The following is a 13,465-nucleotide window of genomic DNA, read 5'->3' on the forward strand; positions in this document are numbered from 1 at the left end:
CGGCGAGAACAACCGCAACGATCCCCCGGCCATGCCGCCACGCGCCACCCGGCAGCAACTGGGCGTCGAGGTTTGACGTACTCCAGACCGGCGCGGCGCAGATGGTAGCCCGCCGCCAGACCCGCCTGCCCGACCCCGACGACCACCACACCACACAAGCCGGGCACGCTCGACACCTCCCTCGATCCGTAGATCATCATGCCGAGCCGGTAGAAGCGGTGGGCCCCCACACGAACTCACGGTGATCCTGCCCTCGTTCACCAGCTAATCGACGGTGTTTGCTGCAACGATGCAAGACGTGGGAACTGTGAAGACTGCGACGCCCGCCATCTCGCCCCTCGCTGGCGAGCCGATCGAACGCGCCGATGCCGAACGGCTCGCGGGAGTGCTCAAGGCGTTCGCCGACCCGGCCCGGCTGCGACTGCTCAGCCTGATCCAATCGACTCCGCAGGGGGAGGCGTCCGTCAGTGACCTCACCGCGCCCCTCGGACTCTCCCAGCCGACCGTCAGCCACCACCTGCGGATCCTCACCGAGGCCGGCCTGCTCGAGCGAGACAAGCGCGGCGTCTGGGCGTACTACCGCCTCGTGCCGTCCGCCATCGCCACGATCGCCGACCTGTTGACCCCACCCCGCAAACGAGCAACGAAGAAGACCCGCTGACCGACGCCATCGAAGACCGCCGCCAGCGCCGCCTGACCCGGCGGTACGAGGGCCGTAAGCGAAGGTTCTAGCCTGCCGTCATGGCGGACGAGGAAGCACAGCCGGAGTTCAAGCAGTGGTACGACCACGTGCTCGACGTCGGCCCTGCCGGCAATCAGGCATTCTTCGGCCGAAACGTTCTGGCGGGCCTGGTGCAGGGAATCCGGGACTTCCGAGATCATCGGCAGCAGCGGTGGAACCAATACCATGGGCCTGGGGCGACGCTGCTGGGCGCCCTCCGTGCGCTGCAGAGCCGTGGCTGCAGCCTGCCGCCGTCGGGTTAGTGCGTCGCGTTCGGCGAGATACGGGCTGATAGCCGTAGTCGTTGCGTTGTCGACCTCGGCGGCGGCTGCTACTTCGGCGGCGCGGGCATCCCGCTCGGCAGGGCGAAGCTGGCTGAGGTCGGCGTCGAGTTCGTCCACGAAACGGGTGAGTTCCGTGAGCCGTGCCTTGGTGGCGCGCAGCTCCGTGCTGACGTCGAACGGGTCGTCTGCGGACGCCGCTGCGTCGGTCGGGGGCGTCTGCCGGCGTACGAGTTGCAGTGCAGAGCCGCGTACGCCGCCGAGTACCAGTAGCCATCGACATCTGTCGGTGCGACAGTGAGCTGACGGTCGAGCTGACGGCCTCTCATTCAGAACCATCGGTTACACAGCGCGACATCCTCGGCCCCGGCGGCTTCAACGCCGGATACAGGTCGAAGCACTTCCTGATCTCTTCGATCGCCTCTGCGGCGGACCGCGAGGATGTCGAGTGACTGTCGAGTCCATCGGCGGCTGATCGAGGGGCTTCACCTGGAGGCGGTCGCACCAGTACCAGCCGGAGAACTCGACCTTGTTGAGGGCGGCGACGTCATTGATGAGGCTGCCCCGCAGCTCGTCCCAGCCCCACAGCTCTCCGCGCCGTACGCCACGGATCGCCGGCCGTAGGCCGTGGCTGCGCCCGGCTACACTCTGCGCCGAGGAGATCCTTCGGCAGGACGGCCCAGCATGGACTACACCAGTGCGGACGACGTCAAGATGGCCTTGGGCATCGACAACTGGCGCAAGCTCCGCAAGGACCACTACCTGCAGCTGGTGGCCATGATGCCCGACCTGGACAAGGAGGTCCGGCTGGCGGTCCTCAAGCAGCTTCCCGAGATCCAGAAGATCCTCGTCAAAGCGATGAGCACCGTCCGCAAGGTGCACGAGGCAACCCTGGCATCCGACGAGAAGAGCCAGGAGTACGGCTACCAGGGACGGCGGGAGGCGCGGGCGTCGATCATCGCTCAGCTCAAAGACGACAACCTCGATCCGCAGACCCGTAGGTATCTGAACGATTTGCTCGTGCAGCTCAGCGACAAGGACGACGCTAAGGATTCCGAACACAAGCGCTACCTGGACCGATGGATGACCAAGACGACCGTTGGCGTCGCCGCCGTCGTGATGTTGACCGGGATCGCCATCGGCGGCAAAGTCGGACTTCAGCAGGGCCCGCTACGGAAGTCATAGCGCTGCGCTGTCGCCGATCGTGCCCGACAGCCCCCAGTCGGGCATCCGGATTTAGCCGCGATCCGGGTGCCAGCCCACGTCCATAGATCACTCAGAGTGAATAGCGGACGCGGGCCGTCGGGCTGGCCGTCGTCGCGGCGCGCCGAGCGCTTCCCGTCCCCGACGCTTTGCACATTTCGCGTACCCGACTCTGCACCGGAACCCGTACGCCGACACCTGGGTCCCGCCGGACCGCGGGCACCATGTTCGCCGCCCTGTACGGCGAATTGGTCCCGCACCCATGGCACGATCCAGAGTCTGAGAACGCCGCCCACTTGCTGTTCTACCACCTTGCTATCGGCGTTTACTGCCTCGGCCGTAGCGGGGGTCGAACCCGAGGTGCTCAACGCGGAGGTCGTCCACGCTGGTGTGCCGGACGTTGTACGGGCGGGGGTAGGCAAAGTTCAGATGGGCGGCCGGCGGGCTGTTGAGGTAGTCGGCGAACGGGCAGTTCGCTACGTGCAGGCAGTGCTCGATCTGGTTGTTGCACGGTAGGCACAGCAGGCCGCGGACCTGGTTGGTCAGGTGGTCATGGTCGACGGAGGTGCCGGCTTGGCCGCCGCAGGCATGACACCGTGCGCCGGCTGCCGCGACGAGAGCCGCCCGCATCCGCCCCAGCGCGGTGTCGGTCCCTTGGTAGCCGGGCCATTCCGCGCGGGCCGCGCACCGCTGCCGGCCCCGCACCAGCGCAGGATCGATACTCGCCTGCGTCAACTCGACCTGCCATTGCACGATCCGCTCGTGCCTCACGGCTGTGGTGCCGAGCCGCAGGCGGGTGTGGTAGCCGATGGAACTCACCCACCAGCGCACCGTTTGCTCATGGCGGTATCCACTGGCGCCGTCGCTGCGACGTCGTTTGCTGGCGCAGACGGGACCGTTGTCACGGCAGAGGTGGTAGCGGCCATCGCTGCCCAGCACCGCGGTGAGATCCTGCGCCGACCCGGGGTGGGGGCGCCGGAGACACGGCAGGGGCGACTGGTCCCGGACGAGGTCGTCGACGCCGTCATAGTCCAGGCCACCGTATGTCCAGTCGTAGGCGAAATGCCACAGCGCCGCCTCGCGTCGATGCTCGGGCAGGTCGGCCAACGTGCCGACCACCGGCAGGTCCAGCGACCGCTGCGCGGTCGCCGGTGGTGTGCCGGTCGTGTCGCTGACCGGCGCAGGGCCTGCCGTTACGGTCGGGCCGACTCTCAGGCCCTCAGGTCGGGTCAGCATTCCCAGAGTATGCGCTGCCCCAGCTGACCCCGATCGGCGCTGGGCTAAGCAGCGTGCGCTTGTCGTCGCCCGGGGGTACGGACAACGCCCTCTGCGCGAGCTGCTGAACGTCGCGTTGGTCGATGCGGCGGTCATCATCGAAGGGTGCCCGCGTCGGCAAAGGATTGATACCCTTTCCGAATCGAATTCGAAGTGCTGGCATTGGAGGCCACTATGTGCTTGCGAATCTGGGTCGCGTCTTCCTTCGTCCTTTTGGCCGCCGTCGGGCTGATCGCAGTCTTCGGCTTGGACCAGGCTCAGGGGGCATCGCATCTGGCGGGATACACCTGGTCCAACTAGATCAGCGACAGCTGCTCGTGATCGGAGAGATCGACGTGAATGATGCGGGCCGGATCGATGGTGCCGGTGCCGGCCAGTAGTTCGGCCTCGCGACAGTTGCGAACATAGACCAGCACGGTGTGTGAAAGCCGGTGCAGTGACGGGGGGCTGGGCCGAAGCACGCCGTGGAGCCTGCGCCGAATGTAGATGGCGATGCCGTAGGCGCTGTCGAGCGGTGATCCCAACGGGGTCGAACGATTCTGCCACGTATGGCACGATCTAGCCTCGCCGGGCCGGTGGAGTCACCACCCAGGCGCTGTCCCTAAAGGACGTCTCGTAACTCGGTGAAGGCGTTGCCTGGCAACGATGCTGGTGTCACCCCGCCAGGATGATGTTGTGGAGGTGGGCGATGCCGGAAGCGGTGTCGGCCAATGTGTGGGCGGCGCGGCGGTAGTCGCGCAGGATCTTGAAGGTCTTCATGCGGGCGAGGGCGTGTTCGACCTGTGCTCGGACGGTGCGGTGTTGCCTGTTCAGGTCCTTCTTCCAGTCGGGTAGTTCGGTGCCGTCGGCGGGCTTGCGGTAGGGGATGATCACGTCGGGGTTGCCGCGGTAGGCGCCGTCGGCCATGACCGGCCTACCTGCGAGTTTCTGGTCGATGCCGCTGGTGCGGTAGACGATGGTGTCGTTGCGGTTGCCGGGTTGCCGGGTTGCGGGTCGCCGAGGGCGATGACGATGCGGGTGTGGGCGTCAATCGCGACCTGCAGGTTCGTGCTGTAGCGGTAGTTCTTGCTCGGGCGGCCAGCCGGTGATCGCGGGTCGGGATCAGGGTGCCGTCGACGATGGCGATCTGGTCGACCCGGCGTCGGCCTACCGGGGCCAGGGCGAGCAGGGGGCCGAGGGTGTCGATGACCCGGTGCGCGGCGGAGTGGGACACCCCGAACAGCGGACCGATCTGCCGCATCGTCAGGTTCGTGCGCCAGTACGCGGCGACCAGCAGCACCCGATCGGCGAGGTCAAGCGACCACTGCCGGCCCGGCCGACCGTCAGCGATCGCGTCCCCGCCAGGCTCGGCGACCAGCCGGACCTGCCTGCGGAACTGGACGGGCTGCAGCCCGGTGAACGGGAAGATCCACTCCGGGCGGGCCGCCGGGATCACCTGCACCCAGACATGATCCACCATGGACCGCCTACGGAATTACGAGACGTCCCTTAGCCGCGGCGTCGGTCATCGGCGCCGCTAGCGGGGTCCGCTCACCGACCGTTTCCGGTCCCGTTGTCACGTCGACTCCAGATCGTCGATGGCACGGGCGGGTTTGGGGATGTCGCGGTCGAGCAGAAGACGCAGCGTTCTGACCTCGTCGTGCAGCGCGGCGAGTTGCTGTGCGAGCGCCGTGTCTTGGTGGGCACTGGTCGGATCCGTCTGCGCCGGTTCTGGCGCATGAGACGCCTCGGCATTCTGATCCGAGAAGAACTCCGCCATGCCCTTGACCACAACGGCAAGGAGAAGGCCGAGGAGGACGTACGTGGTGATCACGATGTAGACGAGGAAGAAGACCCATGCCGCCGGGCGCTCTGCCATGACCGCGTCGGCGATTTCCGCCCAGTTGTCACCTGTCGTCACCTGGAACAGTGTCCACAGCGAACGTCCGAGGTGGCCAAAATGCTGCGGTGCGAGGGCTCTGAACAGGTCGGTCGCGATCACGCCCGCCAGGTAGGTGACGAGCACCAGCATTCCCGTGACAGTGACGACTCCGGGGATCGGCCGGGGCCCGCCACGTGTCAACCTGATCATGCGTATCGGACGCAGGGCTCGCAGGACCGAGAACACTGCGGCGCCAGGGAGCAAGGCGGCGCCAATGACAAGGAGATCGAAGCAGTTCCACGGGTCCCAGAGGTAGGCGACGCGAGAGATGTAAAGCCTGAGCAGCACCTCGACCACGAACGCCGTTAGGAGGATCTGCCCGAGAAGCCCACGTGTCACGTTGGTAACGCTCGGCACCGCCTCCCACGCTGACGACAACCACGTTCAGTGCGATGAGCGCCATGATCGGAAGTTGGACGGAGCGCGAGTCCACAAACTCGGCGAGCTTCCCCCGCATGATCACCTGAACGGTCCTTCCTCCCTTATCGCCTGCGGGAGCCCGGACGCGCCCTTCTCCGGCGGGCAGGATCTAGGTCCGCGATTGCGTGGCGGAGCGCCAGAATATCGGGCCGCGATCGCCGGAAGCACCACCGCGCGGCGCGAACATCGTCGACGTCGACTGGGTGATCGCCAAGGGCAGCGGGGTCACACTCGACATTGACGCACCGGCGCGCCACGAACGCGACGTGCTCGACGTCGTTGACAAGCTTGCCAGCCTCGGCTGGACCTCGCCCGACGCTAGGTGGAGTCTCATCAGGCGAGGACGAACTGGCACGGGTTCGGCGCCGCCGTGTTCACCGCAGGCTGACTGGCTGGAGAACTCGGGCCGACACTCCTGGCGCACACCACAGCGAAGAGTTCTGCTACGGATAACTGCGACGGAGGTTCCTGCACCTTGACCTCAAAGATCAGCGCATACGAGTACGGCTGGGCGATGCAGACACACCTGTCGTTTCAACTCCAGGGCGTCGCACTCGACACGGGTCCTCTGCTTCAACTATGCAGGTCGATCGGGGTCCACGACGGCATTTACTTCCGATCACTCGCGGACAGGTCGCGCCGTGTGGTCGAACTGCCGGCCTGGATGAATGCTGCGGTCGAGCCGCTCGCCCTCGTGGTGACGCCCGGGACGGACATCGCTGCGGGGATGGACTTCGTCACGGGGATCGTGATCCCGAACCCGCTTCGGCAGCAGCAGCAGTGGCGGCAGAGCAAGGAATGGGCGACGGCAAGGCTCCAACAGCTCGAATCGGCGGAGTACCTCGTGTGCGATCTGGGCGAACACCATCGCCACGACAACAACACCTACACCTACCAGCTGACGAAGATCGAGGTGGCGACGACGTCCAGCGGCGCGGTCTTCGTGCCCGGCGCACGCGGGGACTACGAACAGGATATGTCGGAAGACCGTGCCCGCCAGAACGATCAGGAGCCGGCGGCCGCCGAACCCCGCTTCTTCCGTTCCAGTACGGGGAGGGGTGCGTAGTTCGTCGACGCAGTCGGCGACGGTTGGAGAGCGTGGGGTGGCTGGGGCGCGTTCGTCGTGAAGCCGGAGTAGGAGCGCGACGCTGCGCGCAGTGAGCTGGGTCACATGCATCCCCCGATGCAGGGCCACTAGCGGACTTGACTGTTGGCGGGCAGCTGACGTGCCTGGTGACTGGGAAGCGCCGGTGGGACGGGGTGGCGTCGCCGTAACGTGAGGCTTCTGCTCAACTCCGTCGGGGACGGCGGTGCGCGCGGGACTCACTCATTCCCGCAGAGCTTTGACGACGATGGGACGGGCCATAGTGGCGGATGGCAGTGCGCAGGCAAAGGACGCCGATCCGCGTGAGGCGTTCTACGAGCAGCACCATCGCCGTGTGGCGGCGTTCATTCAGCGCCGGATAGCCGACCCGGGGATAGCCGAGCAGGTCGAGCAGCAGACCTGGGCGCACCTGATGCGTCAGTGGGACACGCTCCGGTTGCCGGAGGTGGTGCTGATGCGGATTGCGTGGCGACGCATCGTGGACATCTACGAGAGCAACGGACGGACGGCGCTCACTCTTGGGGACGAGATTCTGGAGGCCGCGGTCGAGCGGCAGCAACTGCGCACCAAATCGGCCGACACAGTGGACCCCGGTAGCACGGTGCCGTCACGGGTGGACCTGCAACGTGCCATCACTGCGCTAACGAGCCGACAGCGGCAGGTGCTGACACTCATCGGTGTTGACCGGCTCACCCGCAGGCAGGTCGCCGGACTCCTGAACATCGGTGAAGAGACCGTCAAGACGCTGTACGGCCAAGCCAGAACCGCGATGCGGACAAGCCCGGCGCTGGCCGGATACGACCAGCAGCGGGCGACCACCCAGGAAGTGACGCGATGACCGGAGATCACAAGGACGAGAACGGCATGGATGACCTGGACAGGCAGCTGATCGCGCTCGGCGAGGCCGCTCTTCCTGATGGCTTCGACAGCCGCCTGAAGAGCTTCGGTGAGATGATGGCCGCGATCGAGAATGTGCCGGCCGGCCCGGATGACGCGGACGAGTTAGCTGCATGTGATGCCGAACTGGACGAGATCGCCAGGGACGCCTTCGAGTTGGGACTGGGCTACCTGGACCGGGGTGACCTGGACCGCGCCGAGCACTGGCTTGGACGTGCGGCCCGGCACGGACTTGGCCAGGCGGCGGACAAACTGGCTGACCTGGCTGAGTTGCGCGCGGCCCTGGCTGACATCGATCACGACTTCTTGCCGTGGACCCGGCCGTTGTCCGCGCTGGAGCGGGCGCTGACCGAGGAACTGTCCGTTGAGGCGCCGTCCGTGGCGCAGGCGCGCGAGTCAGCCCGAAGGATCATCGAAGGGGCCCGCCAGCGGGCAGAGTCGATTATCGCCCTGGCGGAGATGCGCGCCCGTCCCAGCGCGAACACGGCGAGCCTGGTAGATGAATGCGCGCGCAATATCCCGTGGTGGCACGCTTACTGGCCCGCGCACAACCTCATAACACCTTTAACGTATCGAGCGGACGTGGGTCGGTCGATCGCGCCGAGCATGCTTGTCGCAATTACGTCCATCGTCGTCAAGACGCACGCGCATAGCGAGATTCCCGTCGACGTTAATTTGTCTAGCGCGCGCCACATGTTGGTCCTAGCCAGTAGCCCGGCAGATGGCTTGATTTCCCAATGGTCGAGGATATGCAGGGAGCGGGTGTTCGCCGCCACCCGTTCCGCGAGTCGCCCGCGTGCGAGCAAGACGCAGGACGAACTACTGCAGCTCTATGAGTTCGCAGGTGGAGACGTCGATAAGCTTCGGCGCACGTTTGACTGGCGGCTGTTGGCTCAGGCCGGTGCTAATGGAGGGCGTGATGCATCTTATGAGGTGGTCTTCGAGTGCAAGACTGTTGCCAGAACGCTGGCGCAGCAGTTCGACCGTGGCGGCTTGAGCAGAGTCGCCTTCGACCTGATGACTGCTGAGGCTGGTGGTTTGCTGCATCCCGATGCCTGGCTAGAGCAATCTGATGGTCTCGTCGTCCCGTCCGGTCTTCGCGCTGAGCCAGCGACTGCAAGCACTGAGAGGGAATGACGATGACCACTGCTGCCGGACTGGCTGGAAAGAGAATCACCGCACAGGCATACGAAGCCCTCGCGGAAGCATTGGCGGCAATATGTTGGAACAAGGCACCGTTCGAGCGCCACGTGCGCATAGCGCTGCACGAACACCCAGAACTTCTCGCCCGCTTGGACTTCAGCCAAGTCAAGCGTTCGGTGGCGGGCATGGTCGTGCAGCTTCTCGCACAAGATGCCCGGTATCACCAGACGACGCTGCAGATGATGACCGAACTGGCGGAGATGACGGTATTCCCGAACCTCGCCAGCCAGGTCGACGCAGACCAGCTGACCGCACGGGCGCGCAGCGCGATCGAAACGCTGCGGAAGATCACGAAGCAGTACCGGGCAGACCTTGACGGCCAGGAACGCGTTCAGGCGCAGAAACGCGTCACCGAAGTCCGGCAAGCAGCCCAGCGCCGATTCGACGATGCACTGATGGAGGTCAAGGCGGAGTTCCTCACGCTGAGCGCGAGCACCGACCCGCAAGGCCGCGGGCGGCAGTTCGAAGCGGTGCTCTACCGGCTGCTGGACCTTCACGATATGCAGCCCCGGATCGCCTACAACGTGCCGTTCGAGCAGATCGACGGCTCGTTCACCTTCAACACCGACGACTACCTACTGGAAGCCAAATGGTGCCAGGCGCGCATCGAACGCGACCAAGCCGACGTGTTCGCCGCGAAGGTCCAGCGCAAGGGCCGGAACACGCTAGGCCTGTTCGTGAGCATCAGCGGATTCACCCAGGGATTCCTGGAGATCCCCCACGCGCAGGGCTGTCCGTTCATCACTCTCGACGGCGACGACCTATTTCTCGTACTCGACGCACGGATCGGGCTCGACGAGGTCTTGCAGCGCAAGCGACGCCACCTTAACGATACAGGCCGATGCCACATCGCTGTCCGATCCTTCGCTCGGTAGCCGTCATTTGCAGGACGGCACGTTCTGAGGTGCAAGGGCCAAGAGGATCGGGCTCGGCCGGCCCGGTGGCTGCATCAGCCGCCTTCGGGTTAACGGACTGTGCGACGTAACCGAGGACTGATTCGGAGGGGCAATGCGGGACATCGAGGAACAGGTTCACCGGGTGTGGAATCCCGAGGTTCGGCCCCTAGCCCGTGAGGCGTGGCGGTGCTACAACGCTGGGGCGATCCGCGGATGTATCGTCGTGACATGGGCTGCGGTGTCCGCCGATCTCATCGACAAGATTGTGCGGCTGGCCGACGACGGCGATGGCGACGCGCGGACGTTTCAAGCGAAGGTCGAAGGTGCTCAGAGCGCAGGGCTCGCACCCGCGTCGGTCAAGACGATGCAGGAGATCGAGCGCGGGCTGCTCGATCTCGCTGTCCAATTCGAACTCATTGACGCGATCAGCCAGCGGGAACTGAATCGACTGCGAGAGGATCGCCACCTGTGTGCCCATCCATCGCTGCGAAGCCTTGGTGAGGCGTACGACCCGCGGCCCGAGACCGCTCGGGCGCACCTGGCGATAGCGCTGGACGCCCTGCTGACACAGCCCCCGAGCCAGGGCCGGCGGGTCCTCGAGGAATTTAAGCAGCATCTATGTGACCCGCTGTTCGCCGCAAGCCCCACACACATCACCGCTACGTTCCTGCATCGAACCCGCCGCGTCGCCCGGCGCAAGATCGTCGACCTGGCCGTGAAGCACGCGATCCGTGAGCTGCCGCCTGACCTCGGGGCATCCGTCGACCCGATCACACTCGCCGACCGCATGGCGCAGTGCGTTCATGCCTTCGCCGACGCTGACAGAGACCTCATCCGCGAAATACTGCCCAAGTCCTTGGACCATCTGGCAACCCTGCCCGGTGACCAGGTGTTGAGGGCGGTCGCGCGACTCGGAGATCTCGATGTGTTCTGGGAACAGATCAGCGACCCGATCGCCGAGCGCCTAGACGGGCTCGTCGATGGCCTGGCACCGACGGGCCACGAGGCACTGCCGGATGCCCACGCCGAGGTCCTCGCCATGGCAAGGGTCGACCTGGCACGTCAGCGCCTACCCCGTCTTCAGGGCGCCGTCGACCGGCTCGGCACGGATAACCGAGCCACCGTGATGGCGCGAAAGCCGCACCAATACTTCGTGCGCCACGTTCCTCAGCTTCTCGCCGAAGCCGGTGGATGGAGGCAAGCCGAGCACGTGACTCGTCTGGCTGTCATCCCCTACGGGCCCCTGCTCGACACCGAGCTGCTGGACCAGACGCTGACGAACTGGGCAGCGAACAAGCAGTGCCGTACCGCGGGAGACATGTTGCAGCACGCTGTCGATCTCCACCGCGCCACCACCCATCTCGGCGCTGCTGGAGAGGCCGAATGGCGGCGCTTCCTGAACACGGTCCGGACCTTGGAGGATGCCGAGAGCTACTACCGCTACGTAGAGCTTGAGGCGGCAATGGCCTAGCCACCTTTGACACGATCTGGCGGTGATGCCTGCGGTGGTCGTCGAGGACGGCGAAACCGGGGCGATGGTTCGACAGGTCGATCAACGCATGGGTTGTCAGGCAGGATTGATTAATGGAGGCTGGCTTGCCGCTCACACATCACCCGCTGTGGGAATCGATCTGGCGTAACGCGACGGAGTACGAGTCGCGGCTGAAGATCGCACTCGCTCGTGCACGCGAGGTACCTGACGACATGGTCGCCCGGACATCGGTAGCCGCCTTGGTCGATGCCATCGTCGACGAGTGCGCCGCCGCCTCCGTCACGGTTGATCATGTGGGGCTTTGGGTTGAGACACTCGAACTGCCGTCCCACGGGCGCGAGGAGCCGCTGGTCGAGCTGAACCTTTGCGTCATGGTCGATGGCGCGTCCAGCGCTCTCAGCTCTCGCGGGGTTCTTTCCGGTGCGAACAGCGAGGGTGATGAGCCCGCCAAGTGCTATCTGATGATTGCTCAGGCGACCAACGAGGAGGTCGCTGACGCGATGGCCGATACCGTCAGGTTCGGGCAGGTCATCGAAGAGTTTCAACAAAGTCTTCGGGAGGCGGCGGCTGCCGCCAATGACGAAATCCAGCACCATCGAGCGGACATGCGTGCGCAGGTGATGGCCACCGTCGGTGCGCGTGCCCGCAGGGTACGCGCAGTCCTCGCGGCGACAGACGCCCTGGGCATCCCGGTCGCCCCACGGTCGACGGAGCAACGCATCCCGCTGCAGACCCGCAGGGTAACCGTCGCGCAACTCGACGCCGCCGTTGCGGCGGGGACCCAGGAGTGGCACCTCGCCGAGCAGATCGCGGAGGACATCACCGCCACGATCATGTCCTTCACCGCCGCGCTCGAACGCCTCGTTCGCTCAGCGAGCAAGCTGCTGCGCGAAGACGAGGAAACCATCCGGGACTTCCTCCTGTTCATCCTCAACGCGAACTACCAGGGGGCAGCGACCGGCGAAACGTTCCTGGGAGACGGCAAGACGGACATCCTGCTGCGGTGGCGCGATCGAGACGCGTTTATCGGGGAGTGCAAGATTTGGCACGGTCCAGCCAAGTTCGCCGAGGCCGTCGACCAACTGCTCGGTTACACCGTCTGGCGTGACACCCGAGTCGCCCTTATCTTGTTCATCCGCGACCGAGTGGACACCAGCGCCGTGATCAACCGTGCCGGCGCCTGTCTGGCCCAGCATCCACGGTTGCTGCAGGCCATCACTCCAGACGAGCCAACCCGCCGTCGCGATTATCTGCTCCATGCAGGCGGGGACCAGAAACGCGTCATCAGGCTGTCACTGCTTCCCGTCGTCCTGCCGCAAGCATCTTGAAAGCGAGCTTCCGTTCACCGGGCGGAACGCTGCGCCGCGGTCTTCCGACCCGCCATCGCGGCGCAACTCGCCGACGCCTCAGGCCGGCTCGCCGAGCCCGCAAGCGATCGCGATCTACGCGGGTGCGGTGAGCCTCGGATGGTGCTCCGTTGGTGCTCGGATGTTCGGCACCGAACGAGCACGAGCGCGACTAGTTCAGCACGGGAGCATCGGCGCGCGCTGCAGCCCTGCTGAACCCGCTCGTCGCAGCGCGCGGACCAGCCGAAACGAAAAGCCCTCCACGTGGACGAAGGGCTTGCAAAACAGCACGGGGTATGAGACTTTGTATCTGGTGGGGAAGGTTCGCCGCCCTTCCTCCTACGGATCAGAAGGTTAGGGGTTCGAGTCCCTTCGGGCGCGCAATCCGATCAAGGCCACGACCAGCGGAAACGCCGGTCGTGGCCTTGATCGCTTCCCAGTATGTGGTGCGATCTTCCAGCATGTGGGAGCTTGGTGCTCCGTTGGTGCTCCAAAGTTCTTGTGCCGTCCGAGGGGCGGTTCGTGGGCGTGGGTGCTGGCCAGTGCGTTTGCGTGCTGCCCAGTCTGGATCATGGCTGAGGTGTCCCTCGGCCGACCGTTGGCGGTTGTCCACTGTAGCTAGTGATGTGGATCTTAGTGGTGGGAGTTGCTGCGGGGCGTCGCGGTCGGTGCTGAGCTGGGTCGGTGCCCTGGCGTGGGCGGGGC

At 65.4% G+C, this 13,465-nt stretch carries 13 protein-coding genes and 1 pseudogene; 9 read left to right on the forward strand and 5 right to left on the reverse strand.

All coding sequences use genetic code 11. The annotated features are described in order from the left end of the window. On the reverse strand, positions 1–200 hold a 200-nt coding region (locus C1I95_RS36570), incomplete at its 3' end, for a hypothetical protein (protein ID WP_233513870.1). 89 nt (positions 201–289) lie between these two features. On the opposite strand from C1I95_RS36570, the gene C1I95_RS25165 reads away from it, so the two are divergent. From C1I95_RS25165 to C1I95_RS25175, 3 genes are all read left to right on the forward strand, one after another. Continuing rightward, positions 290–661: an ArsR/SmtB family transcription factor gene (locus tag C1I95_RS25165; protein WP_111217294.1), complete on the forward strand. Its 372-nt coding sequence runs from the start codon at positions 290–292 to the stop codon at positions 659–661. A gap of 80 nt (positions 662–741) precedes the next feature. Then, on the forward strand, positions 742–984 hold the full coding sequence (locus tag C1I95_RS35410) for a hypothetical protein (RefSeq protein ID WP_158566466.1): 243 nt from the start codon (positions 742–744) through the stop codon (positions 982–984). Between the two features lie 702 nt (positions 985–1,686). After that, positions 1,687–2,187 carry a hypothetical protein gene (locus C1I95_RS25175; protein ID WP_111217296.1) on the forward strand — a complete coding sequence of 167 codons (501 nt, stop codon included), beginning with the start codon at positions 1,687–1,689 and terminating at the stop codon, positions 2,185–2,187. Between the two features lie 333 nt (positions 2,188–2,520). On the opposite strand, the gene C1I95_RS25180 is transcribed toward C1I95_RS25175, so the two are convergent. The 4 genes and pseudogenes from C1I95_RS25180 to C1I95_RS25195 all read right to left on the reverse strand — a co-directional run bounded on the left by C1I95_RS25180 (position 2,521) and on the right by C1I95_RS25195 (position 5,758). Next, a complete protein-coding gene (locus C1I95_RS25180; RefSeq protein WP_158566467.1) occupies positions 2,521–3,441 on the reverse strand; it encodes an endonuclease domain-containing protein in 921 nt (306 codons plus the stop codon). A 335-nt stretch (positions 3,442–3,776) separates the two neighbouring features. Then, a complete protein-coding gene (locus tag C1I95_RS25185; protein WP_199523902.1) occupies positions 3,777–4,004 on the reverse strand; it encodes a hypothetical protein in 228 nt (75 codons plus the stop codon). A 130-nt stretch (positions 4,005–4,134) separates the two neighbouring features. Next, a pseudogene (locus C1I95_RS25190) lies at positions 4,135–4,921 on the reverse strand (transposase family protein). A gap of 114 nt (positions 4,922–5,035) precedes the next feature. Continuing rightward, positions 5,036–5,758: an ion transporter gene (locus C1I95_RS25195; protein ID WP_158566468.1), complete on the reverse strand. Its 723-nt coding sequence runs from the start codon at positions 5,756–5,758 to the stop codon at positions 5,036–5,038. Between the two features lie 538 nt (positions 5,759–6,296). On the opposite strand from C1I95_RS25195, the gene C1I95_RS25200 reads away from it, so the two are divergent. From C1I95_RS25200 to C1I95_RS25225, 6 genes are all read left to right on the forward strand, one after another. Continuing rightward, on the forward strand, positions 6,297–6,887 hold the full coding sequence (locus C1I95_RS25200) for a hypothetical protein (protein ID WP_146605832.1): 591 nt from the start codon (positions 6,297–6,299) through the stop codon (positions 6,885–6,887). Positions 6,888–7,188: 301 nt separating this feature from the next. Further along, a complete protein-coding gene (locus tag C1I95_RS25205) occupies positions 7,189–7,764 on the forward strand; it encodes an RNA polymerase sigma factor (protein WP_158566469.1) in 576 nt (191 codons plus the stop codon). Further along, complete coding sequence (locus C1I95_RS25210) at positions 7,761–8,960, forward strand: hypothetical protein (protein ID WP_111217306.1); 1,200 nt, start codon at positions 7,761–7,763, stop codon at positions 8,958–8,960. Before C1I95_RS25205 ends, C1I95_RS25210 begins: the two co-directional genes overlap by 4 nt. 2 nt (positions 8,961–8,962) lie before the next feature. Continuing rightward, a complete protein-coding gene (locus C1I95_RS25215) occupies positions 8,963–9,901 on the forward strand; it encodes a hypothetical protein (RefSeq protein ID WP_146605833.1) in 939 nt (312 codons plus the stop codon). Positions 9,902–10,034: 133 nt separating this feature from the next. Beyond that, positions 10,035–11,393, forward strand: coding sequence for a hypothetical protein (locus C1I95_RS25220; protein WP_146605834.1), 1,359 nt, complete (start codon positions 10,035–10,037; stop codon positions 11,391–11,393). A gap of 113 nt (positions 11,394–11,506) precedes the next feature. Beyond that, positions 11,507–12,742 carry a hypothetical protein gene (locus tag C1I95_RS25225; RefSeq protein WP_111217312.1) on the forward strand — a complete coding sequence of 412 codons (1,236 nt, stop codon included), beginning with the start codon at positions 11,507–11,509 and terminating at the stop codon, positions 12,740–12,742. The last annotated feature ends 723 nt before the right edge of the window (positions 12,743–13,465 follow it).

This window comes from Micromonospora craterilacus (assembly GCF_003236315.1).
Classification (GTDB): Bacteria; Actinomycetota; Actinomycetes; order Mycobacteriales; family Micromonosporaceae; genus Micromonospora; species Micromonospora craterilacus.